This window comes from Marinomonas mediterranea MMB-1 (genome assembly GCF_000192865.1).
Taxonomy (GTDB): Bacteria; Pseudomonadota; Gammaproteobacteria; order Pseudomonadales; family Marinomonadaceae; genus Marinomonas; species Marinomonas mediterranea.
The window spans coordinates 2,422,641-2,448,855 of the sequence record NC_015276.1; the positions used below are offsets into that span (position 1 = coordinate 2,422,641).

General features: G+C 45.2%; 21 protein-coding genes. 18 read left to right on the top strand and 3 right to left on the bottom strand.

The window, feature by feature from the left end:
- Nucleotides 1-101: 101 nt before the first annotated feature.
- The 5 genes from MARME_RS11080 to MARME_RS11100 all read left to right on the top strand — a co-directional run bounded on the left by MARME_RS11080 (nt 102) and on the right by MARME_RS11100 (nt 6,477).
- Nucleotides 102-1,037 (top strand): NAD-dependent epimerase/dehydratase family protein, encoded by a 936-nt coding sequence (locus MARME_RS11080; RefSeq protein WP_013661355.1) that lies wholly within the window; start codon nt 102-104, stop codon nt 1,035-1,037.
- A gap of 22 nt (nt 1,038-1,059) precedes the next feature.
- Nucleotides 1,060-2,667, top strand: a complete 1,608-nt coding sequence (locus tag MARME_RS11085) for a carboxyl transferase domain-containing protein (protein WP_013661356.1) — start codon at nt 1,060-1,062, stop codon at nt 2,665-2,667.
- Between the two features lie 95 nt (nt 2,668-2,762).
- Nucleotides 2,763-3,554, top strand: coding sequence for an enoyl-CoA hydratase/isomerase family protein (locus tag MARME_RS11090; protein WP_013661357.1), 792 nt, complete (start codon nt 2,763-2,765; stop codon nt 3,552-3,554).
- Nucleotides 3,555-3,559: 5 nt separating this feature from the next.
- Entirely contained in the window at nt 3,560-5,581 is a 2,022-nt protein-coding gene (locus MARME_RS11095; protein ID WP_013661358.1) for an acetyl-CoA carboxylase biotin carboxylase subunit, read from the top strand.
- The gene (locus MARME_RS11100) at nt 5,578-6,477 is read left to right on the top strand and encodes a hydroxymethylglutaryl-CoA lyase (protein WP_013661359.1); all 900 of its coding nucleotides are present in this window, start codon (nt 5,578-5,580) and stop codon (nt 6,475-6,477) included. Before MARME_RS11095 ends, MARME_RS11100 begins: the two co-directional genes overlap by 4 nt.
- Nucleotides 6,478-6,506: 29 nt before the next feature.
- Here MARME_RS11100 and MARME_RS11105 read toward each other — a convergent pair whose 3' ends face one another.
- A complete protein-coding gene (locus MARME_RS11105) occupies nt 6,507-7,418 on the bottom strand; it encodes a LysR family transcriptional regulator (RefSeq protein ID WP_013661360.1) in 912 nt (303 codons plus the stop codon).
- 147 nt (nt 7,419-7,565) lie between these two features.
- Between MARME_RS11105 and MARME_RS11110 the strand changes: the two genes are divergently transcribed.
- The 10 genes from MARME_RS11110 (at nt 7,566) to MARME_RS11155 (ending at nt 19,948) form a co-directional block, all read left to right on the top strand.
- Nucleotides 7,566-9,164 carry a DUF1302 domain-containing protein gene (locus MARME_RS11110; protein ID WP_013661361.1) on the top strand — a complete coding sequence of 533 codons (1,599 nt, stop codon included), beginning with the start codon at nt 7,566-7,568 and terminating at the stop codon, nt 9,162-9,164.
- 15 nt (nt 9,165-9,179) lie between these two features.
- Complete coding sequence (locus tag MARME_RS11115; protein WP_013661362.1) at nt 9,180-10,541, top strand: DUF1329 domain-containing protein; 1,362 nt, start codon at nt 9,180-9,182, stop codon at nt 10,539-10,541.
- Nucleotides 10,542-10,701: 160 nt separating this feature from the next.
- Nucleotides 10,702-11,859: an alpha/beta hydrolase family protein gene (locus tag MARME_RS11120; protein ID WP_013661363.1), complete on the top strand. Its 1,158-nt coding sequence runs from the start codon at nt 10,702-10,704 to the stop codon at nt 11,857-11,859.
- A 22-nt stretch (nt 11,860-11,881) separates the two neighbouring features.
- The gene (locus MARME_RS11125; protein ID WP_013661364.1) at nt 11,882-12,835 is read left to right on the top strand and encodes a VOC family protein; all 954 of its coding nucleotides are present in this window, start codon (nt 11,882-11,884) and stop codon (nt 12,833-12,835) included.
- Nucleotides 12,836-13,080: 245 nt separating this feature from the next.
- Entirely contained in the window at nt 13,081-14,247 is a 1,167-nt protein-coding gene (locus MARME_RS11130; RefSeq protein ID WP_013661365.1) for an MFS transporter, read from the top strand.
- A complete protein-coding gene (locus MARME_RS11135) occupies nt 14,244-15,305 on the top strand; it encodes a WD40/YVTN/BNR-like repeat-containing protein (RefSeq protein ID WP_013661366.1) in 1,062 nt (353 codons plus the stop codon). The genes MARME_RS11130 and MARME_RS11135 overlap by 4 nt, the downstream gene beginning before the upstream one ends.
- A complete protein-coding gene (locus MARME_RS11140; protein ID WP_013661367.1) occupies nt 15,302-17,812 on the top strand; it encodes an efflux RND transporter permease subunit in 2,511 nt (836 codons plus the stop codon). Before MARME_RS11135 ends, MARME_RS11140 begins: the two co-directional genes overlap by 4 nt.
- Complete coding sequence (locus MARME_RS11145) at nt 17,809-18,186, top strand: Rieske (2Fe-2S) protein (protein ID WP_013661368.1); 378 nt, start codon at nt 17,809-17,811, stop codon at nt 18,184-18,186. Before MARME_RS11140 ends, MARME_RS11145 begins: the two co-directional genes overlap by 4 nt.
- Nucleotide 18,187: 1 nt before the next feature.
- On the top strand, nt 18,188-19,318 hold the full coding sequence (locus MARME_RS11150) for an FAD-dependent oxidoreductase (RefSeq protein ID WP_013661369.1): 1,131 nt from the start codon (nt 18,188-18,190) through the stop codon (nt 19,316-19,318).
- A gap of 45 nt (nt 19,319-19,363) precedes the next feature.
- Nucleotides 19,364-19,948 carry a cupin domain-containing protein gene (locus MARME_RS11155; RefSeq protein WP_013661370.1) on the top strand — a complete coding sequence of 195 codons (585 nt, stop codon included), beginning with the start codon at nt 19,364-19,366 and terminating at the stop codon, nt 19,946-19,948.
- Between the two features lie 200 nt (nt 19,949-20,148).
- Here MARME_RS11155 and MARME_RS11160 read toward each other — a convergent pair whose 3' ends face one another.
- Complete coding sequence (locus tag MARME_RS11160; protein ID WP_013661371.1) at nt 20,149-20,388, bottom strand: hypothetical protein; 240 nt, start codon at nt 20,386-20,388, stop codon at nt 20,149-20,151.
- Nucleotides 20,385-21,971 (bottom strand): phytoene desaturase family protein, encoded by a 1,587-nt coding sequence (locus MARME_RS11165; protein ID WP_013661372.1) that lies wholly within the window; start codon nt 21,969-21,971, stop codon nt 20,385-20,387. The genes MARME_RS11160 and MARME_RS11165 overlap by 4 nt, the downstream gene beginning before the upstream one ends.
- A gap of 116 nt (nt 21,972-22,087) precedes the next feature.
- On the opposite strand from MARME_RS11165, the gene MARME_RS11170 reads away from it, so the two are divergent.
- The 3 genes from MARME_RS11170 (at nt 22,088) to MARME_RS11180 (ending at nt 26,066) form a co-directional block, all read left to right on the top strand.
- A complete protein-coding gene (locus tag MARME_RS11170) occupies nt 22,088-23,035 on the top strand; it encodes an AraC family transcriptional regulator (RefSeq protein WP_013661373.1) in 948 nt (315 codons plus the stop codon).
- A gap of 404 nt (nt 23,036-23,439) precedes the next feature.
- Nucleotides 23,440-24,033, top strand: a complete 594-nt coding sequence (locus MARME_RS11175) for a TIR domain-containing protein (RefSeq protein WP_013661374.1) — start codon at nt 23,440-23,442, stop codon at nt 24,031-24,033.
- Between the two features lie 2 nt (nt 24,034-24,035).
- Nucleotides 24,036-26,066 (top strand): hypothetical protein, encoded by a 2,031-nt coding sequence (locus tag MARME_RS11180; protein WP_049787825.1) that lies wholly within the window; start codon nt 24,036-24,038, stop codon nt 26,064-26,066.
- Nucleotides 26,067-26,215: the final 149 nt, after the last annotated feature.

The following is a 26,215-nucleotide window of genomic DNA, read 5'->3' on the forward strand; positions in this document are numbered from 1 at the left end:
TATATCGTGCCATTCGCTTAAACGCCGGTTTCTATGGGTTCAATCACTTTAGGAACCGGTATTCATATTATAAAAACGTTTTAAAGCACTGGAGAATACAAATGACAGTTTTAGTAACAGGCGCTGGCGGCTTTATTGGCTCCGGCATTGTAGAAGCGCTGTTAAAGGCTGGCAAGTCCGTCGTCGCGACAGATCGTGAGTTGAATACACTAACGCCACACCAAGCCTTAACCCTTAAGCAAGGCAATCTCGCAGATTCGTCCTTTCGTGCTTCGCTTTTTGATCAAACTATAGATGCGGTGGTTCACCTTGCAACCATCCCGGGCGGCGGGGCAGAAAGTGCTCCAGAATTGTCTTTTAAGGTCAATGTGGAAGCAACCGTTGATCTTATTCAATTAGCCGGTGCGAGTACAGAGAACTGTCGTTTCGTCTACGCCTCCGCCATAGCCGTTTACGGAGATGCGATTCCACCTGAAGGCGTAAATGATGACACGCCTTTACAACCTAAACTGCATTACGCCATGCACAAAATGATGTCTGAGGTCGCGCTGGGAACCTTTACTCGTCGTGGAACAATTGATGGTGTTGGTATTCGCTTACCGGGTGTCGTGGCTCGACCACAAGGCGCTGTGGGTTTTAAATCGGCGTTTATGAACGATATTTTTCATGTGATGCTCGCGGGTAAAACGATGACAATGCCCGTCTCTAAAGCGGCACAAGTTTGGTTAATGTCTCGCACTCAAACAGTCAACAATTTCGTTCACGCCCTCAGTTTAGACAGTCAAACCATGCCTGAAGATAGAGTCGTTACGCTACCCGCTATTCACGTTGTAATGGGCGACCTTATTAATGCTCTTTCAAAGGCTACAAGCACCTCAGAAGAAAACATTCTTTATAACTCTGATCCTCAGTTAGAAGCCGCTTTTGGCGCTTACTCTCCCCTTACGACCTCGAATGCTGAAAAAGCTGGGTTTGAACATGATGGCAGCGTAGAGCAACTGATCAGCAACACATTAGCCGACATTCAGTCACGTTAATCAATGACGATAAGGCATATTTATGGCAATTTTAAATACCAAAGTGAATACGCGTAGTGCGGAGTTCATAGAAAATCAGTCTGCTATGCAAACTCAAGTAGACGACCTTAGAGAGAAAATAGCGGAGGTCAGTCAAGGCGGGGGGGACAAGTATCGCCAACGCCATGTTTCACAAGGCAAAATGTTAGCCAGAGATCGAATTAACGCTCTGCTGGATAAAGGATCGCCTTTTTTAGAGTTGTCTCAGTTAGCCGCCTATCAAGTGTATGATAGCCCCGTACCTTGTGCCGGGGTGGTAGCTGGCATTGGTATGGTTTCAGGCCAAGAATGCATGATTGTCGCTAATGACGCCACCGTAAAAGGCGGCAGCTACTTCCCACTGACCGTTAAAAAGCACATACGCGCACAAACCATCGCCGAAGAAAACAATCTACCCTGCATTTACATGGTGGATTCCGGCGGTGCAAATTTACCCAATCAAGACAACGTCTTCCCCGACCGAGAACACTTTGGTCGTATTTTTTTCAATCAAGCCAATATGTCCGCACAGGGGATCCCGCAAATTGCCGCTGTGATGGGGTCTTGTACTGCTGGTGGAGCCTATGTACCAGCAATGGCGGATGAATCCATTATCGTCAAACAACAAGGCACCATTTTTTTGGCGGGACCACCCTTGGTCAAAGCCGCGACGGGGGAAGTAGTCAGTGCTGAAGAACTCGGAGGCGCTGATACCCACTGTCGCACGTCCGGTGTCGCCGATCATTATGCTCAAAATGACCAGCACGCGATTTCACTGATCCGTCAATCTGTATCTCGACTTAATCGAGTTAAGCCTAGCCAACTTGATACACAAGCCTCCCGTGAACCTTTGTATGACAGCCAAGAGATTTACGGCATAGTACCGAAAGATAAACGACAGCCATTTGATGTTCGCGAGATCATTGCTCGTATCGTCGATGCTTCAGAATTTGATGAGTTCAAAGCACTTTATGGCACCACCCTAGTCTGTGGTTTTGCTCGACTTTATGGTTACCCCATCGGCATAGTGGCTAACAATGGCATTATGTTTGGCGAGTCCGCTGAAAAAGGCGCGCACTTTATCGAGCTCTGTACTCAGCGAAAAATCCCGCTCATTTTCTTACAAAATGTCACCGGTTTCATGGTGGGTAAACAATATGAAGCGGGTGGTATCGCCAAACATGGCGCAAAAATGGTCAATGCCGTGGCGTGCGCAAAAGTGCCCAAACTGACGGTGTTAATCGGCAGCTCATACGGTGCAGGTAATTATGGTATGTGTGGCCGCAGTTACGATCCACGTTTCCTGTTTATGTGGCCAAATGCGCGCATCTCAGTCATGGGCGGTGAACAAGCCGCTGGCGTACTGGCGCAAGTTAAACAAGCGCAATATGAACGTGAGGGCAAGCGTTGGACAGACTCCGAAGAAGCGGACTTTAAACAACCCATCTTAGACATGTATGAGCATCAAGGGCACCCATATTATGCCTCAGCAAGACTTTGGGATGATGGCGTTATTGACCCGGCAGACACCCGAAAAGTACTCGGTTTAAGCCTTTCTGCTGCATTGAATAAGCCTATTGAAGAAACACGATTTGGTGTCTTCAGAATGTAACGAATGCTAATTATTGCGGATTCACTTGTTATACCTTGCGAGGTCTATTTCGTAATCCGTTGAATAAGTGAGTAAAACCATTAAAGAGAACACTTATGTCTGACTCAATTGTCCTTTATAGCCTGAATAAGTCGGGGGTCGCAACGGTGTGTTTAAACCGAGCGGAAAAGCATAACGCCTTTGATGACAAGGTCATTGCCGATTTGGAAATGGCGTTCCAACGTGCTGCTGACGACCCTAAAGTGAAGTTGGTGATATTGGCCGCAGAAGGAAAAAGCTTTTCCGCTGGCGCTGACCTGAATTGGATGAAGCGCATGGCGCAATATGATTATCAAGACAACCTTCGTGATGCTCAAGGCTTAGCAAGTATGCTGAAAACGCTCAACTTTCTTGAAAAGCCCACCATTGCCCGTGTTCAAGGTGCGGCCTTTGGTGGCGCGGTGGGTTTGGTATCCTGCTGTGATTTTGCGATTGCCAGTGGACAGGCTTCTTTTAGCCTCAGTGAAGTAAAACTCGGCTTAATTCCCGCCACCATCAGCCCTTATGTCATTGCCGCCATCGGTCAACGAGCCGCACGCCGTTACTTTCTGACTGGCGAACGCTTTTCGGCCAAAGAAGCTGAACAGTTAGGACTGGTAACAAAAATAGCAAGTCACGATGAACTGGATTCAACCCTAGATCAGTTAGTTAATCAGCTACTTAACAACAGCCCTCAAGCACTCAAACAGGCCAAGCAATTGGTTTTTGATGTGGCCGACAAAAACATTGATGACGCTTTAATACAAGACACTTCTGAGCGCATTGCTGCCATACGTGTGTCGGATGAAGGTCAAGAAGGATTAAGCGCCTTTTTTGACCAGCGCCCTGCCGCGTGGATAGGAGAATAACCAAGATGTTTGACAAAATACTCATTGCTAATCGAGGCGAAATCGCCTGCCGAGTGATAAAAACCGCTCGAAAAATGGGCATTCGCACTGTTGCTGTGTATTCCGATGCTGACCGTCACGCCCTCCATGTTGAGATGGCGGATGAAGCCGTACACATAGGTCATGCCCCTTCTCGCGAATCGTACCTCGTCATAGAAAAAGTCATTGCAGCGGCAAAACAAACTGGGGCTCAAGCCATTCATCCGGGTTATGGTTTCTTAAGTGAAAATGCCGATTTTTGTCGAGCTTGCCAAGACAACAACCTAGTCTTTATCGGCCCGCCTGTTGGTGCGATCGAAGCCATGGGGTCAAAATCGGCTGCCAAAGACATCATGGGAAAAGCCGATGTGCCATTAGTACCGGGTTATCATGGCGCGGATCAAGACCCTGAGTTACTTAGAGCAAGTTCGGAACAAATGGGCTACCCCGTACTGCTAAAAGCCGCCGCCGGAGGTGGTGGTAAAGGCATGCGCCAAGTTTGGCAAGCCGAGGATTTTGATGAAGCTTTAGCGGCCGCTAAACGCGAGGCGATGAATGGTTTTGGTGACGACACCATGTTAGTGGAGAAATACTTGACCGAGCCTCGTCATGTGGAAATTCAAGTTTTTTGTGATCAACACCACAATGCCGTCTATTTATTTGAGCGCGATTGCTCATTACAGCGCCGTCACCAGAAAGTTATTGAAGAAGCTCCTGCTCCCGGCATGTCAGACTCTTTACGCCAACAAATGGGTGAAGCCGCAGTCAGAGCAGCCCAAGCGATTGATTATCAAGGCGCTGGTACAGTGGAGTTCTTGCTTGATCATGATGGCCGCTTTTACTTTATGGAAATGAATACTCGCTTACAAGTGGAGCACCCTGTTACCGAGATGATTACGGGGCAAGACTTAGTAGAATGGCAACTGCGTGTCGCCGCGGGACAAACATTACCCTGCCGACAAGAGCAATTAACGATTCATGGACATGCATTTGAAGCTCGGGTATACGCTGAAGACCCCGATAAGGATTTCTTACCCGTTACCGGTCAACTGCATTTGCTACGTCCCCCAGCCGATAACGATAATGTTCGAGTGGATACCGGCGTTCGACAAGGCGATGAGGTCAGCGTTTACTACGACCCCATGATTGCCAAACTCATCGTTTGGGATGAAGACAGAGAAACGGCGTTACAACGCTTACGCCAGTCCCTACGTGACTACCAAATTGCAGGCATGAAAACCAACCTACCTTTTCTCTACAAGTTGGCCAGTGTCGATGCGTTTGCCCATGCTGATCTGGACACGCGATTCATCGAGCGCCATGAGCAGGAGATCTTCAAGCCCGATGAATTTGACCAGACAAAGCATTTACTACTCGCCACATTATTCATGCTCCTGAAAGAAAGTCAGTACCATTCTGGCGACGCTCATTCATCTGTCGATAAGCGTTCACCTTGGTTGGAAACACATGACTGGCGCATGAATTTAGTTCATTGCCAACACATCACGCTATTGATCGATGACGAGCCTCACCTTCTCAAAGTCCAAGCCACCACGCGAGATACACTTGATGGCTACAGGATTGAATATGACGGACAAGACTATTTTGTCGCTGGGGAACGATTTGAACACGAGCTTATCGCTCACATTGAAGGACACCGACAAACAGCAACCGTGTCGCTCCAGGATAACAAAGGGATGCTATTTACTCAGCAAGGAAGGCTTGAATTCACCTTGCCGGAAGTCGATTTAGGCATGGAGGATGCCAGCCAGTCACAAGGCGCGCTAGCGGCACCCATGAACGGCACAGTGGTTGAGCTGGCCGTCAAAGCCGGTGAGAAGGTTAGCAAAGACAGCCTATTACTCGTCATGGAAGCAATGAAAATGGAGCACAGTATTCGTGCGCCAGCCGACGGTTACGTAAAAGAATTCTATTTCACCGCTGGTGATTTGGTCGATGGTGGTGCGCAACTTATGTCCTTTAATACGGAGGCTGAGACCGCTCTATGAGCTTACCTAAAAGGGTCAAAATCGTTGAAGTCGGCCCAAGAGATGGTTTGCAAAATGAGTCGCAGATCATCTCAACTGAAACCAAGATTGCACTGGTTAAAAAGCTCGCTGAAAGTGGTTTAGGCTATATTGAAACAGGCAGCTTTGTTAACCCTAAGTGGATTCCCCAGATGGCCGACAGCGAACAGGTATTTAGCGGCATAGAACGGCTGCCCGACATTACCTATGCGGCGTTAACGCCCAATCTAAAAGGCTTCCAACGGGCAATGGACGTAAAGGCTTCTGAGGTGGCTATTTTTGCCGCTGCTTCAGAAGCTTTTTCTCAAAAAAACATTAATTGCTCGATAGCCGAAAGTTTACAGCGGTTTGAACCACTGATCGCCGCCGCCAACGAGCAAAAAGTAGCGGTGCGCGGTTATGTGTCCTGTGTTTTAGGCTGCCCCTATGAAGGCGATATTGCCCCCAGTAAGGTCGCAGACGTGACAGAACAATTACTCGCCATGGGCTGCTATGAAGTCTCCCTTGGCGACACCATAGGCGTGGGCACCCCAGCTGCCGTTGAACGCTTGTTAGATGAGGTTTTAACCAATACCCCAACAGACAAACTGGCAATGCATATGCACGATACATATGGGCAAGCGGTGGCGAATATCTATGCCGCCTTAATGCGTGGTATCTCTGTGGTCGATGCGTCCGTGGCTGGATTAGGCGGCTGTCCCTACGCCAAAGGCGCATCTGGGAACGTGGCGACAGAAGACGTGGTCTATCTACTCAATGGTTTAGGTATTGAGCATAAGGTGAATCTAGGAAAACTGATCGAAGCTGGGAAGTTCATCAGCTCTGCTCTTGGGCGGAACAATGCGTCTAAAGTAGCTCACGCCCTTTCTCAGCAATAAAGATGCTTATAAGGCTGACATGGGATCCATTAGGATCCCATGTTTTGTGCCGCCTCTTGAAAGGCATTTCGTAGCCAAATAAGCCCTTCGTCTTTGTGACGATACTGGTGCCACTGGGCACATTGTTTTAAGACTGGAATATCAAATGGCAGAGGGTGAATTTTTAGCGGCCATGCTTGGGCCATCTTATGCGCTAACCTCGCGTGAATCGTCGCAATATTGTCAGTGCCAATGACTAAAGCGGGCAACGACGCAAAACTGAAGGTAGTCGCCGCAATACGACGCTCTATATTGTGTTGGTTCGCAAAAGACAGTTCAAAAAAGCCTTTTTTCATACCACCTGGGCGCATCACCACATGACCTGCCTCAGCATATTTTTGCTTAGTCAACTCGCCTTTTGCCAGCTCACTATGCTGCCATACAACACAGGCAAACTCTTCTTCATACAAAACATCGTTGGGATGCTCCTTCGAAACAAAATCGGAAGGAATGATTAATAAGTCTGCTTCACCGCGCTCCAATTGCTCATGAGGGTTATCGATTTGCGCTAAAAACTCAAAACGCGCTGTGCATTTGTGCTGCCCAACCACCTCAAGTAAGTAGGGAATAAAAACAGTTTGCGTATAGTCGGAACAAAAGATGCTAAAAATTCTATCTGTGTTCTGTGGCTCAAACGTAGGCTGAATAAGAATCGTGCTTTCTATGTTGTTCAAGGCATTGCGTACATGCACTTTTAAGTTCTCACCAAACGGTGTAATCAGCATTTTTCGACCCACTTGTGCCAGCAAGTCATCATTAAAATACTCTCTCAACCTAGATAAAGAATTGCTCAGTGCCGAGGGACTCATATTCAGTTTCTCCGCCCCTTTGGTAATGCTTTGCTCCGTCAGCAAGGTGTCTAATGCCACCAGCAAATTCAAATCAAGCTTTTTAAAACGCATGGGAATCAACCCTTCTTTATTATTTTAATCATTCGATAGTATCGAATCATCGATTCAATTTAAAGGGCTCTTGTGAATGATAAAGCTGGCTTATAGTGGACTTGTTCTTAACGATAAAAATAAAACCTTCAACGAGAGGAAGAACAAATGAGTAGATTTAACTCCGCGTCATTTCGGCTTACGTCTGTGGCTGTCGCCATTATTTCCAGTACGTCAACCGCCTATGGCTTCAATATAGACACTGGAAACCCCGACTTTAGGCTCAGCCTAAATAACTCGGTTAAGTACAGTACCGCGTTTCGATTAGAAGAAGCGTCCCCCGGCTTAACAAGCGATGCAAACCAAGATGACGGTAACAATAACTTTGATAAAGGGCTTGTTTCGAATCGACTTGATTTGTTTTCTGAAATCGATGCTTCCTACAAAAATATAGGATTTCGGATCAGTGGCGCTGCTTGGTACGACGATGTTTATAACGGTTCAACCGATAATACAACCAGTACATCCAACCATTCGCCAGCAAGTGAATTTTCTGATAACACCACAGAAATTATGGGTAATGATGCTGAGTTGTTAGACGCATTCGTTTATGGATATTTCCCTGTTATGAATGGTATGGAAGGTACCGTTCGTTTAGGTCGACACTCGCTTTTATGGGGCGAAAGCCTGTTTTTTGGTGCCAATGGTATCGCAGGGGGTCAAGCACCTAACGATGTAGTAAAACTACTGTCAGTGCCGAATTCAACATTTAAAGAAGTCGTTAGACCAACAGGTAAGCTGTCGGTAGACATACCCGTTAGCGATGAAGTGACGATAGGCGCTTACTATGGTTACGAGTGGGAAGCGTCTCGCATCCCACCAGCTGGTGCCTACTTGTCAAGTGGTGACGCCATTGGCTCAGAAGTTATATTGGCTGGCACAAGCACCATTAAAAAAGTCGATGATGAAGAAGCCAGTGATACGGGTCAGTACGGTTTGCAAGTACGTTGGACTGACGATGATCTCGATGCTGACTTTGGTTTATACGCCATTCGCTACAATGCTTACGGCGCAAGTAACTTATATACCTATTTAGATTCGACTTTTCATCCCACCCAATACAAGTTCGCTTATGCAGAAGGGATCGAAGCCTACGGTGCGAGCATGGCAAAAAGCGTTGGAGTATGGAGCTTAGCAACTGAAATTTCTTATCGTAAAAATGCGCCTTTAGAAAGTAACGGAGCTGTTATCACTCCCGTAGGAACACAATACGACAACAACGATAACCCAGGTTATGCCGTAGGTGAAACGGCGCACGCGCAAATTTCATGGCTTGCAGGCTTCGGCCCCACTTTTATTTCCGATGAAGCAAGTTTCGCCGGTGAGATTGCTTGGAATACTCGAGTGAAGACAACAAAAAATGAAAGCTTTTTGAATGAGAATGCGGATCGGTCGGCGGTCGGTGTGAGAATGACTTATAGCCCAACATATCGTCAGGTGTTTGACGGCATCGATCTTACGCCTTCTGTTGGTTTCGGTCACACTTGGGGTAAATCTTCGGCAGTAAGTGCATTTGGTGTCGATGGGGGCGGTGATGTCAATATTGGCGTTAAAGCTGTCTACCTAGACCGTTGGAATATGTCTTTAAGCTACACCAAGTTTTTGGGTGAAGAAGGCAACTATCTCGATTCAAGCAACCATACGCAATACAAACAATCGCTTAAAGATCGGGATTTTCTCGCAGCCTCTATCAATACCACCTTTTAACTATTGGAGAACGAAATGTATAACAACAAAAAACATCGTTTAAAAATTCTTTTCACCTCCGCCCTTTTGAGCAGTGTAGCGTCGCTAAGCTTGGCGGCGGTCAGTCCAGAAGAAGCAGCGCGACTAGGTCAAGACTTAACACCTTTTGGTGGAGAAATTGCTGGCAACAGTGAAGGCACCATTCCAGCTTGGACGGGAGGATATAACGACTTTATTCCAGGCCAAGTTTTAGGTGGAAAACGCCTCGACCCCTATAAAGATGAAAAGCCCCTTTACTCAGTAACAGCGCAGAATATGCTGAAATATGCTGAGCACTTAACGGATGGTCAAAAGGCCATGCTAAAAAAATACCCAGATACATATCGCTTAGATGTCTACCCGACACACAGAACGGCGATAGCACCGGAGTGGGTTTATAACTTTACTCACCAAAATGCGGTAAAAGCAAAACTAGATGGCCATCAACTTTCCGGTGTCTATGGCGGCATCCCCTTCCCTATTCCTAAAACCGGTCTGGAAGCCATTAATAACCACAGACTTTCTTGGAGAGGTGTGAGTTGGCGAGCTGAATTTAACCAATATCAAATTACTTCTAGCGGTAAAGTCGTGCTTACAACCGATGGCATTATCAAGCGTCAAGTCCCCTTGTATTTTGAAGAAGGATCCAGCGAAGATTTCAATGGCTTCTACGAACAAATTTTACTTAAAAACTATGGGCCACCAATTCGTGCTGGTGAACTGATCGGTGGACAAACCAACCTTGATTCAAGCAAAACTAAGTCCTACGTGTACTTAGCTGGACAACGTCGCGTAAGAAAACTGGCGAACCCATGTTGTGATACACCGACACCGGCCACTGCAGGACTAATGTCTTTCGATGAAATAAACGTATTTTCTGGGCGTACCGAAACCTTTGATTGGAAGTTATTAGGCAAAAAAGAAATTCTACTGCCTTATAACCAAAATCGCTTTTTGCAATACCCAGACAAAGACATCATCACTGGAAATCACTTAAATCCAGATGCGGTTCGCTGGGAACTACATCGAGTCTGGGTGGTTGAAGCAACTGTGGCGGAAGGCAAACGCCACCAAGCAGCACGCAGTAAATACTACCTTGATGAAGATACTTGGCAGGCAATGTTAGGTGACCGTTGGGATTCAAAGGGGCAGTTATGGAAAACGCTTTGGAACTTCAACTACATAATGCCGGAATTCCCTGGAACGCTTCCGCAAACATTCGGTTTCTATAACTTGCTATCAGGCGAAGGCTATGTAGCCGACGTAATGAATGACAAGAAATATCAATACCTACCGACAAAACGTTTCCCAACCAGCACCTTTACGGGCCAAGGGATCGCGCGACAAGGTACTAGATAGCATTAAATAAATTGAGTTGAACAGTTTGCCTTAGAAAATGAATGCTCTTCTTCCCCTTTAGATCACCTCATTTTCTTGGTGCAAACTGCTTTTTAAAAGACGCCGTAATCAAACAATTTACACGCATTATTAATGCCGCAACAAAATAACTGGAGTACTTATGTTTCGCTATTTTCCAAGCAATTATCCATGGGACCTTTCTATCAATCTGGCGCTAGAAATGGGGGCTCGTATAGGGGAAATTGAAGAGATGTGCGCACCGCTAAAAGAAGCGGCTAAAGCTAAAGACGAAGCAGGTTCAATAGCCTTTAGAGAAAGCTGGGAACGCATGGCGGATAAGCTGTGTGATTTGGCACAAGAAGACGAAGACAAGGGTCGATTGTTATCGGCTGGTGACAAATATGCTCGAGCAGCAACCTATTATGGCACAGCTGAACGCTTGCAAGGACTTGGAAGCGAAAGTCGACTAACCCTATATAAACACTTTTTACAAGTCTTCGCTAAAGGAACGACCTTAGCGAAAGAAAACTGTGAACGCGTTGAGATTCCTTACGAGGGTAAACACATATCCGCCTTATATGTTCGCGCCGAAGGCGTGGAAGGCAAAGCGCCCATTCTCGTTCAAGTCAATGGCCTAGATTCTATTAAAGAGATGATCTATCGCGTAGGCGTGCCTCAATTATTAGCAAAACGTGGCATTTCCTCTCTCATCGTTGACCAACCAGGTACAGGCGAAGCCATACGCCTACAAGGGTTTACTGCCCGCTATGACAGTGAACATTGGGCCAGTCGAATTGTCGATTGGTTAGAAACACGTGACGAAATTGATGCCAAAAGAATTGGCTTACAAGGGGTTTCCCTCGGCGGTTATTACTGCCCAAGAGCCGTTGCTTTTGAACCTAGATTTGCCTGTGGCCTTGTATGGGGTGCTAACCATGATTGGCGTGATGTACAAAAACGTCGCTTAGAAAAAGAAGGTGACTTTCCCGTTCCGCACTATTGGGATCATGTACGTTGGGTGTGGGGCGCAAAAGACATGGACGAATTTATGCAAATCGCTGAAAACGTCCACCTTGATGGTGTACTCGATCAAATCAAGGTGCCATTCCTCGTCACCCATGGTGAAAAAGATTCTCAGATCCCTCTTAAATGGGCGTACCGAACCTATGAGCAACTCGTCAATAGCCCTAAACGAGAACTTAAAATTTTCACTGATCGAGAAGGTGGTGTACAGCACTCTAGCTTTGATAACTCCGCCAATGCAGGTGCCTACTTAGTCGACTGGGTGGCAGAAACGCTCGGTGGTCATACAGCCTAACCACTTACTAGAGGAAAGAGATATGAAAGTTGTAGGTTTAGAAACCATTATTTTTGGGGTAGACGATATCCCTTCTTGCGCCACCTTTTTAACCGATTATGGTCTCATTCCAGTCGATGTTACTGATGAAGGTGGGCGCTTTGAGGCGCTGGATGGCACAGGCGTTGTTCTGGCTAAAACAGAGGATCCGAGTCTGCCAGCCAGTGTTGGCAATGGCTGTATGATGCGAAAAACAATCATGGGCGTCGCTGACCAACAAAGTCTTGACGACCTGTATGCTGAGCTCAGTAAAGACCGTGCAGTCGAAACATTAGCAGATGGGTCTATCGAATCTCATGATGACTCAGGTTTCGCCATCGGCTTTCAAATCTCTAAGAAAAAGCAGATTAACTTAGTGGGCGAAATTTCAAACCTTCCAGGCTCGCCATTTCAAAGACCGGTTAACCAATTGGGCGTCGACGTCGATGCAGAACAAATTCGTCCGATAAGCCTGTCTCACATTGTGTATTTTGTGCCAGATGTAAAAAAAGCAGAAGCCTTCTATGTTGAACGACTGGGCTTTCGCTGTACCGATCGTTTTGAAGACATTGGGCCGTTTTTACAACCGAGCGGCAGTTTAGAACATCATACTCATTTTTTAATTGGTGCACCGCCGTTCATGCAAGGTGTTGAGCATTTTACCTTCCATTTTAGTGGCCCGACTGAGTTGATGCAAAATGGCGAGCGTTTTATCAAAAAAGGTTATCAAGCCTTTTGGGGACCAGGTCGTCATATTTTAGGTTCAAACTGGTTCTGGTATTTCAACAGCCCGTTTGCTTGCCATATTGAAATGGACGCCGACATGGATCTTCACGACAAAAATTGGACGCCTCGTGTTTCACCAATGGGAGCAGATGCTTCACAGGCTTTTTTGATGCGAAATCGAAAGAAATGGGCGCCTGGGGCAGACACTCCCCACAATGGAGACTATGACTAACAAAGCGGTGTCAGAAAGTCATTTTTAGATGACAAAGAGTAGTACGGAGCAAAACTCTCCCTTGGTGAATACTAAGGGAGAGACGCCTGAAAACAGAGTTAAACCTCCGCTACCACAAGATAAAAATAAGTAACGTGGGAGATCAAAATGTTAATACTAAGAATGACTAAAAAAATGAGCTTTGGCAAAGCTACGGCAAGAGTTCACGCTTGCCGACCGACTACTTCTCAATTGGGAGCACTGTTATGAGTCAGCGATTTGGTTTAAAAGGTAATGTTGCTCTGATGGCTTCAAACTGTGCAGGCATGCTCGACTTAGTTGCTTTGCCACTCTGGATAGGTGTGTTAGTAGCGGCTTATCATTACGATTCACAACAAGCTGGCGCCCTAGTCACACTTTTCCTGATAGGCGCCGTTTGCGCTAGCCTATCAATCGCGCCTCGCTTCAAACAATTAAATCATAGATTGGTCACATCAATCGGCTATTTGGCTGCTGGAGGCTGTTTTTTTATTGCGTCGCAAACAGATAGTTTTATATACCTAGCAATACTTCACGTGATCGCAGGTGCCTGCGCTAGTTCTGCACTTAGTATGACCCATGGCACTATTGCACGGGGAGAAAATCCACATCGACTGTATGCGATGACAGGATTCGCCTCAGGCGTGTTGGGTATTGCTTTTATGGCGGTTGCGCCAACCATTATCGATCAATACGGTGGACACACACTGTTCATAATTTTTGGTGGAATACTGACGTTAGCCGCTCTGATCTGTGCGTTTGCCTTCCCTCGCATCAAGTTTGATCAACAAGATCTTAATATAACCCAAAAAGCACCACGTCGAAAAATACCCGCTAATGTTTGGTATGGCATGATTGGAATCAGCGTTATGGTAGTGACCCAAGCCATGACCTTCAGCTTTATGGAGCGAGTCGCTCGTGAAAGAGGTTTTAATGCTCAGGAAATCACCGTAATTCTCGTTGGTCTGTCGCTGTTTAACCTTTTCGCTACCGTCATGGCAGGTATTTCGGAAAAACGTATTTCTACCCGTTTAGTGCTTTTTCTTGGTCCGATTATACAAGTGATTTTAGCCAATATTATTATGAACTCGTCGTCGCTGCCTTTATTTGGTGCCGCTTCTATCGTGTTTGTTTCGTTAATCATGTTCACTCACATATTCGTGTTTGGTTTGTTAGCAAAATTAGACACCTCTGGACGTGCATTAGCCGCCACACCTGCGGTCTTGATGATTGGCGCTGCAGTCGGTCCTGTTCTTGGTGGAACGATTGTAAAAATAGCTGGGTATCATGGTATCGGTATTGCCGCCGTTGTTTTTGGTTGTATTTCCGTTTTTTGTTTCATGCGCATTTTTCAAAGTGCTCCTTTAGTCATTAAACCGGAGCAAACAGTATGAAGTCACTCGTTAAAAAACACGTTTTCTATCCTATCGCGTTGCTACTTTTGTTTGTTTTTTCTATCAACAAGAGTCTCGCTGCGACAGCAGATGCAATGGAACGCGCAGCGGTTCAATCAAATTTAGGCAGTACATCTGTTTTGTTGGGTGCCGCCTATGCAGGCGTTCCACTTTTTACAGTAGGCGAAAGAGGTTTGATTCTACGTTCTAGCGACAACGGTAAAACTTGGCAACAAGTCCCCTCTCCTGTGAGCGTTACCTTAACGGATATCTCTTTCAGTGATGAGAACAATGGTTACGCAATCGGACACAGTGGCATTATTTTAGCGACTAAGAACGGCGGAGAAAGCTGGGAAATCAAATTAAACGGGGTGAAGTTAGCTAAACAATTGCTTATCGAGGCAGAAAGTGACGGCGATGAACATGCCATTCGAGAAATGCAACGCTTAGTAGATGACGGTCCTGATAAGCCTTTTTTTGATCTTTTACAGTTAGGCCCAAAACATGTCGTTGCAGTCGGTGCCTACGGACTTGCGATTGAAACCAAAGATGGCGGAGAAACCTGGCAATCTTGGATGGGACGAATCGAAAACTTTTTCGGTTACCACCTATATGCCATCAAAAAACAAGGTGATCATATCTTGATCGCGGGTGAACAAGGCTTCATTGCGCTATCAATGGACAATGGACAGACCTTTTCCACCATAGAATCGCCGTATGAAGGTAGCTTCTTCACTGCAGAATTGCTCCCAAATAACGATTTGATTGTTGCAGGCCTACGAGGAAATGCTTTTGTTTCTCATAATAACGGCGCCTCTTGGAATACGATTATGAATCCTATACCTGCTTCTATCACCGGATCAACTGTAAGTAAAGATGGACAGGTATTTATGTCAAATCAGGCAGGCATGATTTTGTCATTATCGAATGACAAGCTGTTCCCTATCACTCACAAGCCTTATCCTCCACTAACTCATCTCATTGAGACCTCCAAGGGCAACATTCTTGCTCTTAGTATTAGTGGTTCCATTCCTGTACACATAGGAAACTCAAAATGAAGTATGAAACCTCCGTTTCCGACACCAAAAACGCGCAGTTTGACCCAAACTCCGGGCAATTAATTGAGAGAATATTGTTCAATAATCGAATGATTGTCTTGATGATCTTTACTGTTTTATCTGTCATTTTAGGTTGGCAATCCAGTAAGTTGACCATTAATGCTAGCTTTGAAAAAACACTTCCTACAGAACAAAGCTATATTAAAAATTACCTCGAATATGAGACAGAATTAACAGGGTTGGGGAATGCACTTCGAATTGCCGTCGCCAACCCAAACGGCACTCTCTATGACGCGCAATATCTCGAACTCTTACGTCAGTTAAGCGATGAAATTTTTCTAATGCCTGGCGTGGATCGCGTCCAAATGAAATCGCTTTGGACTCCTTCAACTCGTTGGATCGGTGTCACTGAAGAAGGTTTAGAAGGCGGGCCTGTTATACCAGAAGGTTATGATGGTTCGCCAGAAAGCCTACAACAACTTAAAGCGAATATTGCCCGCTCAGGACAAATAGGCCAACTCATCGCCGCAGACGAAAAGTCGACTGTGATTTATATGCCGCTGTTGAGTCAAGATTCAGAGGGTAGTGCTCTTGATTATGCGAACTATTCTGAAAAACTGGAGGAGCTACGTTCTAAATATCAAGAAAAAGGACTGGAAATTCACATAACGGGTTTCACAAAAGTGATGGGGGACCTCATTGAGGGCGTTCAAACGGTTATCTGGTTCTTCATTGCCGCGGTTATCATCGCAACGTTAATGGTCTTTTGGTATACACGCTGTGTTCGCTCAACCGGTTTAGTGGTGTTTGCTTCTTTATTGGCCGTGGTATGGCAGTTAGGACTATTGCCAACGCTCGGTTATGACCTTGATCCCTACTCCATCCTAGTGCCCTTTTTAGTATTTGCGATCGGTATGAGCCATGGGGCGCAAAAAATGAATGGCATCATGCAGGATGTAGGCCGAGGTTTTGACAAACTTGTCGCGGCTCGATTTACCTTTAGACGGCTGTTTCTAGCGGGTCTTACCGCCTTACTTGCTGATGCGGTAGGCTTTGCCGTGCTATTAGTGATTGATATCAAAGTCATTCAAGAATTAGCCATAGCCGCTTCTATTGGTGTGGCTGTACTGATCTTCACCAATTTAATTCTACTTCCGATCCTGCTTTCGTTCGTAGGTGTCAGTGCTTCGGCGGCACAACGCAGTGTTGTTAACGATATAACGTCTGACGAAACCAAAACAGCGCCCGTGTTGTGGCGTCTATTGGATAAATTTACTCAACGAAAATGGGCTACGTTCGCTTTGATCGGTGGGTTAGCGCTAGCAGGAGGCGGTTATTATCAAAGTACGTTTTTAAAAATTGGTGATTTGGATCAGGGTGCACCAGAGCTGCGTAAAGACAGCCGATATAACCAAGATGTCGCCTTCATGAATACGCATTATGGAGCGTCCAGTGACGTGTTGGCCATAATGGTTAAAACGCCGGACGGTCAATGCTCTCAGTACCAAACACTCAATAAAATTGATGCGTTAGAATGGCAGTTACGCCAATTACCGGGCGTGGAATCCACTAATTCCCTCACTTTGTTGTCTCGTAGAGTGTTATCTGGATTAAACGAAGGTAACCCAAAATGGTATGAATTTTTAGAAAACCAAAGAATGTTAAATTACATCACTGCTGGTGCGCCCCGTGGGCTGTACAACAACAGTTGTAATTTACTGACTATTTATACCTATCTTGAAGATCACAAGGCCGACACGTTAAGCAGGATTGTTTCCCACGTCGAAGAATTCGCGGCTCAAAACAATACCGAGGACGTTCAGTTTCTTTTAGCGGCAGGCAGTGCAGGTATTCAAGCCGCAACCAATATAACGGTAAAAGAAGCGTGGTACGACATGCTCTTCCTTGTTTACGGCGCGGTGATCATTCTTTCATTTGTTACGTTTCGCTCATGGCGAGCGGTCGTGGTGGCGGTGCTTCCGTTAATGCTGACCTCCGTGTTGGCAGAAGCCTTGATGGTGCAGCTGGATATGGGCGTAAAAGTCGCTACGCTACCCGTTATCGCTCTTGGAGTTGGTATCGGTATTGATTACGCCCTGTATATTTTGTCGATTACTTTGATGGAATTACGTCGCGGTTCGAGCCTATCAAAAGCCTACCTAAGAGCACTCAACTTCACTGGAAAAGTGGTCATGCTCACAGGGATAACGCTATCGATTGGGGTTATTACTTGGGTACTTAGCCCGATTAAATTCCAAGCGGATATGGGCTTATTGCTGGCCTTTATGTTCCTATGGAACATGTTAGGAGCACTTATTTTATTACCTGCGTTAGCGCACTTTTTATTAAAGCCTAATTACGCAAATGCAAACCAGCAGGAAATAAGTGATAACCGCGTTCAAAGCGTTGCGTCAGTACAAACATCTAAAACAACGCCGATAGCCAACTCGTCATCAGAAAAAACATTACCTGATACAACTGGCCCAACGGCATCGACCTCGGTATGAGTAAGAGCGCGTCCCAATGTCATTTTCTATGTCACATAGATGAGATAGAGAATGACAGTTCAAAAGGTTTCATAGAAAACGAAAATGGCCAGGATGCTATTTTTATCGTAAAGAAAAATGACAAACTTTACGGTTGGAAAAATGCGTGTCCGCATGTGCAAGGAGCGCCAATGGCGTGGCGTAAGGATCAGTATCTGAATACTCAGAAAACGCACCTTACCTGCTTTGCTCACGGCGCATTGTTTGAACCGACAACTGGACTTTGTATTCAAGGACCTTGTCTTGGTAAGACATTAGAAAAAGTTGAACTCTTCGTTAGTTCTGAAGGCGTTATTTCAATATTAGAGCTTAAAAATAAGAATAAGGAGTCATGATATGGCAGCAGTAAATAAAGTTTTGGTTATTGGTGGTGGTTTCTCTGGAATGGCCGCAGCAATTAGAATGTCTCGTAATGGATTTGATGTCGACCTAGTCGAGATCGACCCAGATTGGTGTGAGCTAGGCGCAGGTATTACCATTAACGGCGTATCCATGCGTGCATTAGAGATCCTCGGCCTATATGACGAAGTCGTTAAACAAGGCTGTGTAACCGATACCATTGGTATGTATTTAAGTGACGGCCAGCTACTAACAAACTTACCGACACCAAGTCCGGCCGGTTCAAATGTGGGCGGTTGCGGCGGTATTTTTAGACCGACTCTGGCCCGCATTATGTCCAACGCGACACTTGAAGCAGGCGTTAATGTACGTTTGGGTTGTACTTATAACAACATTACTCAAACAGAAGACGGAGCCGAAGTTTCATTCACTGACGGGACAACCAGTCAATACGATCTCGTTGTTGGTGCGGATGGAGTTCATTCAAAATTACGCCAAGAATTTTTCCCTGAAGTGTCAGATCCTGAATACGTTGGTCAAGGTGTATGGCGTGCCATTATGCCTCGTCCAGAAGAGATTGATCGTGTTCACATGTGGTTAGGTCAACATCTAAAACTAGGTGTAAACCCCGTCTCTGATTCGCTCATGTATATGTTCATTACTGAAGATCGTCCAAAGAAAGAACACATTGATAAATCCACTTGGCCAAAAGTATTTGCTGATTTAATGTCGGAATTTACCGATCCCATTGTCCAGTCTTTGATTCCCCGTGCCTACGACGAACGTGCGAGCATTGATTATCGCCCGCTTGCTAATCTGTTAGTTAAAATGCCGTGGAACCGTGGCCGCCTTGTACTAATCGGTGATACGGTTGCTGCTACTACGCCTCATCTTGCTTCGGGTGCAGGTATTGGTATTGAAAGTGCCATCGTTTTAGCAGATGAGTTAGCCGGAAATGAGGATCTAGACAACGCGTTTGCAAGATTTCACGAACGTCGTTGGGAACGCTGCAGAATGGTTGTTGAAAACTCGGCTCGCCTCTGTGACATCGAGATTCATGGTGGTGACAAAGAAGAACATTCCGCCATTATGCGTGAATCTTTAATCGCTCTGTCTCAGCCTATTTAATGAACCTTCTTTTTTTAACCTGCTGTACTATAGGAGTAAAGCCGTATGACTCTTCCGACAACTCATCGTGTTATAACGGGTCATGATGAAGAGGGTAATGCCATTATTGTCGAAAATGGCCCAATACCCACTACGATGGATTTCGACGCCATTCCAGGGACAAAATTTCATGAGATATGGAACACCACGGAAACACCAAGTCTCATTAATCTTGATGATCAAGACCCAACATTAGGGCCAGTTGTTTTATCGCCGCCAAAGAATGGGACACGTATTCGTTTTGTCGATATCCCGCCAGATACGGAAGAGTTTTTAACTCAGGGTAAAGACAAAATGGAGGGGGTCTTTTCGAGCATTGGTAGTAGTGAGTTTTCAACGGTAAAAGAAAATTCACCTCATCCTCTAATGCACAGGACAGAATCCGTCGATTACGGCATCGTCTTAGAAGGAGAGCTGACCCTTATTGTGGACGATGGAGAGGCACTGCTAAAACCTGGCAGTGTGGTCATACAACGAGGAACAAATCATGCTTGGGCGAATAAATCCAACAAGATGTGCCGAATTGTCTTTATCTTGGTTGATGCTTGTTATGACGCGGAATTAGACAAGGCTTTAACCGCTAACAATTAGCCAATAATCAAAGTTCAAAAAGCCATTCCAGCGGAATGGCTTTTTTGTTATTAAACAGGATAAGTCTTTGCAGTGACATTCCCGAAAACAACGGATTCTCAGGAAAATAGAATAGATGGCGAGCGTCCAAATTGAAACGTCCTGCATTGAGAATAGCAACATAAAACCATCGTTACTCTCAATACAGGACGTTTAATTGGTTACGATTTCGAACGACGAAATAAAATGGTCAGTACGAATAATATCGTTTTGAAATTAAGCAACTTAAGAGCAGCTCTGGCCTCTTCAGGTTTAAGACGCGCTTTCATCGGCATCGATCCAAATATCTTTCCTGTTATGACCAAATCGTCGCCATCTTGCTCCAGCGCTCGGATGGTCATCAGTTCCTTCCCCTGGCCGTCGTAAACCATCATCTGCTTTTTTTTGTCAGAACGGCTCATCGCACCTCCTCATTGAATACTTTATCGTAATCAATACCAAGGTCATCCATCATTTGAATAGCCGTTGCACGGCCTCCGCCTGTCACGCCACCACCTGGGTGCATAGCAGGACCAACGAGATACAAGCCTTCTACATCAGGGACTCTAAAATCACCAAGATCTGGAGTCGGTCGATGCCCCATACTTTGATAGAACGGATTTGCCGCACCATGAATATCGCCATTCAGGAAGCTGTTCGGGCTATAACGTTGATGGTCCATTGGTGAACCAATATGACGGGCAATAATATTGTCATCGTCAAGGCCATCATAAAACTTACGATATTGTGCTAAAGCTTCGTCAGCAACGGCTTCTTTTCTCTCATCCCATCCTTCTAATCCACCGTCATGTAGTTTAGCGGGCACGAGGTGAACACCGTAAAACACACCGCTTCCAGCGGGTGCTCTTGAAGGGTCTGTATGAGTAACATCAAACCCACCAATCAAACGAGGAGATGGAATTCCACGTCGAAGTTTATCGAATTCCATACACATGTCACGTACTGTATAAAAATCCATAAGCTCCACTGCATGAGAGTGGAACTCTTTGCCAACTTTCAGGGTCGCTTGCTTTTTCAAGTTCAAGTGAATCATGTTTACAGATATTTCTGTGGTGGTTACACGTTTCGCTCTTTTAACAACAGGTTCAGGAACACCCTCTACGAACTTATCCAAAACGTGCGGATGGATTGCACCAATTACACCATCTTTCGCCATAAAGGTTTCGCCATTAATCAGTTCGAGACCAGTTGCTTTTCCCGAAGATACGATGACGCGCGCTACTTCAGCATTACAACGTACTTCCCCACCGTAGTGCTCAATACACTTAACTAAAGATTCTGAGAGTTTGCCTGATCCACCTTTCGGTACTCCGCCGCCATAAGTGTGCAGCATGGCGTTAGACAAGAAAGCCGCTATGCCTGTTCCTAAATCGTCGGGGTTAATTAGCGCCTCAGCTACGGCACGAAGCAAATGCAATTTGACCAGTTCATTTTCAAACGTTTCTTCGATAATGTCGCGAGCGCTACGCTGCATCATATCAAACATAAAACGCCCTTGATCAGATTGGTCCATCATCGCGACAAACGCGCCTAATGGAGTGGGAGGAATCGCCAACCCGGCCATCATCATGGGTAATACTTTCTGCCCTGCTTCGACAAACTTTCGATACACTTGTGCATCGCGAGGCGAAACTTTTGCAATTTCTTCACATGTTCGATCAAGATCTTTCCAAGAAACGAGGACAGTACCATCTTCCCAAACACTGACAACACTGCGATCCATAAAGTCATAGCTCAAACCAAACTTAGATTGCAGTCCCAGTTCGTCATTTTGAATTAAGGGGTTCGCTAAAATCATAACGTGCGTTGCGGAATGCTCGTCATTAAAATAACCGGGAGTCATCAACTCTCTTGTGGTTACCCCGCCGCCGTAAAAAGGTTGCCGCTCTAAAACAATCACTTTTTTGCCTGCTTTCGCCATGTATGCGGCCGCAACCAAACCATTGTGGCCTGCGCCCATTACAACAACATCATAATTACTCATTTAACGTTCTCCTATTATTTTTTTTATTGATTACGTTATAGTCTATCCTTCCTTAAAAAAAACAATTAGAGCGATATACACCTTTTAATAGATCAAATCGTACACGAGGATAAGTTATGGATCTCTTAAGCGAAACGTTGCTGTCTTTAAAAATAAAGAATATGTTAATCGGCACTTATCATTTAAGTGCCCCATGGGGGTTTAGTTCATTGGGTTTTGACTATGGCTTCAGCTTTAATGTGATTGAAAACAGTTGTTGGATAACACCTGAAGGGGAAGAGCCGATTGAACTTCACTCCGGCGATTCTTTCATCTTTCCTCGCGGTGGAAGCATGTCACTCAGCTCAGATCACCAAGTAGAGATTCACCCTGTTGCTGACGTCTGGAACTCTGAAGAAAAACACTTCGAAGGGTTTGATCAACATCCACCGGGCGCGTATTACGAAACGCATTGGGGAGGCGGTGGTGAAAAAACGCGCTTGCTGAGTTTAGTATTTGAAATCGAAGAACAAAGCCGAAGCAGTTTATTCAATGCCTTGCCGCAGTTTTTAGTGTTACGTAAACATGAATGCCAAGAATTTCATTTGATCCGTTCAGCCCTCTACGCCATTGCTCAAGAGAAAACCAATATGCAACCCGGGGAATACGCGATTAGAAATCACATAAGTGAAGCGCTTTTAGTGAGCCAGTTACGTGCCCACGTTGCTCAAACACCCTATTCATCAGGATTACTGGCGGCAATCAAAGATCCCTATTTGCAACCTGTGTTGATCGCATTACATAAAACACCGCAGAAAAAGTGGAGCGTTGAGTTGATGGCAAAAGAAGCCAGATTGTCACGAACCGCGTTCGCAAATCGATTTAACCGGGTACTCGATAACACACCAATGAATTACTTACACCAACACCGAATGGAGCTGGCTCTAACAAAACTGAAAGAGACGCAAGCGAATGTTGAAACGATTGCACTGGAACTGGGGTATGCAAACAGTCAGCACTTTAGAAAACACTTTTTACGTACTTATAATAAATCCCCCAGTGCATATCGAAACTCATATTCTTAGAGAAATTCAGTATTTGTAAGACAATGAGTATCTATTACAATTAAGAGTTACACGACAGCGCAATCAAGCTAAAAAGGCTCTTTCGTTGGATCGCATTCGACATATAGCCATAGCGTCTAACTCACATAAAACCTTCCGGCAGAACATGAAGTAAAAATCGTCGAAAAAGAATTAGAGTAAGATGAGCCGCGAAGCGCTCCGTCTCAATGCCCTTGATATGTGATTGTTTTAATTCCAATCCGTTTACTCGATGTTAAGTTGTACTAGTGTTAAGTTATTAACGGCGGTCAACTTAACGCACCATGTCATAAAGGACGTTTGCTTTGTTGAATACGATTCTTCAACAGGAAACTACACAGACCTCCTCATGCCGAAACCAAAACACTAACTACAAGGATTTTCCTATGTATGGTTACACTACCAAAAAACACAAAACCTTTATCAGCTTTCATCATGCCGATGAGGAACAACGCCAACAATTTGAAAGAGACTTTAGCCAGCAGTTTGATGGTTATGTTTCCAAATCCGTGCAAGATGGCGATATTGATCCTAATAAAAAGACTGACGATATTCGTCGTATTATACGAGAAAAATTTATTAAGGATGCAACGGTCACAGTAGTGCTTATCGGTCAAGGAACTTGGCGTAGAAAGCATGTAGATTGGGAAATTGCTTCCAGTATTCGTGATACAAAAAACAACCCCAGAACAGGGTTGATTGGAATTTTATTACCAAGTTATTCAACTTCGGGCTCCAGTTTTTATGAATTGGAAAACGCAGAAAACTCTGGTCAATACAACCCCTACACCATTCCTCCTCGTCTCTACGACAATGTGAAATGCGGCTTTGCTAAAATCTACTCTTGGCCTCGTAATGGCGATGAGTTACGCCAGTGGATTCATGATGCCTTTGAGAAAAGAAAGACAGTTACCCCTGATAATAGCTTTCCCAGCTTTGCAAAGAATCGCCCAGACTATCAGCAGCAATGGCAGTCTTAACCATGAGTAATGCTTTCGCTCCTCCCTTAGCCTTGCACTTTATCTGGCATCCAAGTGATCAAGAGTCGGTTCAGCCGATTCTTGATGCAGTGCGATCCTACTTTGCAAGAGATGTGGATCGTCCTTTTTCCCGTGGCTTAAATATACCGCTGTTCTTCTATAGTTCGGAAAGCCCCAATACGCCGCCTGCGGATCACCCAAAGCAACGCGCTGAGAGAGACATTATTTTTGTCTTCACCAGTGTGAATACGCTCGGTTGGAAAGAATGGCAAGGTTACATTGAGCAGCTGCCGCTATCAAGTGCCTTTCCAGCCATCCCTGTTGCAATAAATCGAGAGGGGTTAGGGCATGGAAGTGACGGCTGTTTAAAAAATCTGAATTTTTTAAGGGCGTACCAATGGCAAGGAGAAACGCGAATACAACAGGCGTTGCTATGTATGGCCCATGAGATTTATCGACATGGTTTGGTTGAGATTAAAAAAGAGGATCATGGTAAAGACTCTTCTATCAAGCTCTTTTTAAGTCATGCTAAGGCCGGAGACACTGGGCGGCTCCATGCCGAAGCGATTTATAGATACATTGACAATACCAACATGTCCCGCTTCTTCGATGCTACAGAAATAGCACCGGGATTCGAGTTTGATAAAGAAATCATCAACCATATAAAAGACTCCACATTAATCGCCATTGGCAGCGATGCTTATTCCTCGCGATATTGGTGTCAGCGAGAAATTCTTTGCGCCAAACACGATCAACGCCCGATCCTTGCTGTTGACTGCCTAGAAGAGTTTGAAGATAGAGTCTTTCCTGCCGGATCAAATGTCCCCTGTGTGCATGTATCAGCGGATGCAAACCTCAGTGAACGGGATATATTACGCATACTTATAGCAACATTATTAGAAACCATTCGTCATACACATGCTCAAAAAATGCTGGCGTATTACCAGAGCCAAGAATGGATTCCCAGTGACTGCGCCATCACTTCAAGACCCCCTGAGTTACGTCAGGTCATCGACATCACGAAGAATGGACAAACTTCTATTTGCTACCCAGAACCCTCAGTCTATATGGAAGAATCCGATTGGCTTTGTCATTTTGGCGTGAAGGCCTTTACGCCACTGTGGAACAAGAAAGAAGACAAAGTGCTGGAAAATAAACGGATCGGTATTTCCGTTTCAGAGTTTCCAACAAACGGCTATGCTCGCCACCATTTACATCCAGATCATTTAAAACGACTGTCTCAGGATCTTGCTAGGCATGTACTTGCGCGTGCAGGTACCCTTATTTACGGTGGTGATTTACGCAAAGATGGCTTCACGCAATTTATTCTCGATGAAGCCATTGTATTAAAGTCACGCCTTAATTCCGACTCTATCCATATTGAAAACCACCTAGCATGGCCTTTGTATGTATCAGCCCCAGAAATAGTAGCTTGGCGAGCCAAATACAATGGCATCATAAAGACGGTGGAGCACGATATCCCAGCCGACATTGCAAATCAGGTAGATAAAAATACAGCCCTCGCCCCAAGTAACGAGGAGAATAAATACGTCTGGTCACGTTGCTTAACGCAAATGCGCCAGCAGTCTATACAGTCGTCCGATGCCCGTATTTGTGCTGGAGGTAAACTTTCAGGTTATTCTGGTAAAAAGCCAGGTGTACTAGAAGAAATTTTGCTTGCCCTAGAGCAAAATAAACCACTTTACCTGCTAGGTGGTTTTGGTGGTGTTGTAAGAGAAGTATGCCAATCAATAACACACAAAAGTGTCACCGAGCCACTGACCGAATCATGGCAAATACATCACACTGAGGGTTATCAAGCCCTGCAAGACAAAGCGAGGCAAACAGGCCACCATGCAAACTATGCTGCCATTGAAGCCACACTAGAAAGTATTGACCTTGAGCAACTTGCACAAAACGCAGGGCTAGAGTTAAACGAATATCGACACTTAATGACGTCGCCATTTATCGACGAATGCGTTCATATTGTTTTAAAAGGACTAAATAACATCGCTATAACCCAGAGAAGATAGCATTATGTTTATCCCTTTAGGGCAATGGCAGGGACAGCTAGGGCAATGGCAGGGACAGCCGCCCAGCACAACAAGTGAGCCTTTTTGGATAGTGTAAAACAGTTAAAAATAGGTTCAAATAAACAAAAGTGCGCCGCACGTTGATTTAT

Coding starts and splice junctions, on each gene's coding strand:
- MARME_RS11080 (WP_013661355.1), top strand. CDS start 102: ATGACAGTTTTAGTAACAGGCGCTGGCGGCTTTATTGGCTCCGGCATT.
- MARME_RS11085 (WP_013661356.1), top strand. CDS start 1,060: ATGGCAATTTTAAATACCAAAGTGAATACGCGTAGTGCGGAGTTCATA.
- MARME_RS11090 (WP_013661357.1), top strand. CDS start 2,763: ATGTCTGACTCAATTGTCCTTTATAGCCTGAATAAGTCGGGGGTCGCA.
- MARME_RS11095 (WP_013661358.1), top strand. CDS start 3,560: ATGTTTGACAAAATACTCATTGCTAATCGAGGCGAAATCGCCTGCCGA.
- MARME_RS11100 (WP_013661359.1), top strand. CDS start 5,578: ATGAGCTTACCTAAAAGGGTCAAAATCGTTGAAGTCGGCCCAAGAGAT.
- MARME_RS11105 (WP_013661360.1), bottom strand. CDS start 7,418: ATGCGTTTTAAAAAGCTTGATTTGAATTTGCTGGTGGCATTAGACACC.
- MARME_RS11110 (WP_013661361.1), top strand. CDS start 7,566: ATGAGTAGATTTAACTCCGCGTCATTTCGGCTTACGTCTGTGGCTGTC.
- MARME_RS11115 (WP_013661362.1), top strand. CDS start 9,180: ATGTATAACAACAAAAAACATCGTTTAAAAATTCTTTTCACCTCCGCC.
- MARME_RS11120 (WP_013661363.1), top strand. CDS start 10,702: ATGTTTCGCTATTTTCCAAGCAATTATCCATGGGACCTTTCTATCAAT.
- MARME_RS11125 (WP_013661364.1), top strand. CDS start 11,882: ATGAAAGTTGTAGGTTTAGAAACCATTATTTTTGGGGTAGACGATATC.
- MARME_RS11130 (WP_013661365.1), top strand. CDS start 13,081: ATGAGTCAGCGATTTGGTTTAAAAGGTAATGTTGCTCTGATGGCTTCA.
- MARME_RS11135 (WP_013661366.1), top strand. CDS start 14,244: ATGAAGTCACTCGTTAAAAAACACGTTTTCTATCCTATCGCGTTGCTA.
- MARME_RS11140 (WP_013661367.1), top strand. CDS start 15,302: ATGAAGTATGAAACCTCCGTTTCCGACACCAAAAACGCGCAGTTTGAC.
- MARME_RS11145 (WP_013661368.1), top strand. CDS start 17,809: ATGAGTAAGAGCGCGTCCCAATGTCATTTTCTATGTCACATAGATGAG.
- MARME_RS11150 (WP_013661369.1), top strand. CDS start 18,188: ATGGCAGCAGTAAATAAAGTTTTGGTTATTGGTGGTGGTTTCTCTGGA.
- MARME_RS11155 (WP_013661370.1), top strand. CDS start 19,364: ATGACTCTTCCGACAACTCATCGTGTTATAACGGGTCATGATGAAGAG.
- MARME_RS11160 (WP_013661371.1), bottom strand. CDS start 20,388: ATGAGCCGTTCTGACAAAAAAAAGCAGATGATGGTTTACGACGGCCAG.
- MARME_RS11165 (WP_013661372.1), bottom strand. CDS start 21,971: ATGAGTAATTATGATGTTGTTGTAATGGGCGCAGGCCACAATGGTTTG.
- MARME_RS11170 (WP_013661373.1), top strand. CDS start 22,088: ATGGATCTCTTAAGCGAAACGTTGCTGTCTTTAAAAATAAAGAATATG.
- MARME_RS11175 (WP_013661374.1), top strand. CDS start 23,440: ATGTATGGTTACACTACCAAAAAACACAAAACCTTTATCAGCTTTCAT.
- MARME_RS11180 (WP_049787825.1), top strand. CDS start 24,036: ATGAGTAATGCTTTCGCTCCTCCCTTAGCCTTGCACTTTATCTGGCAT.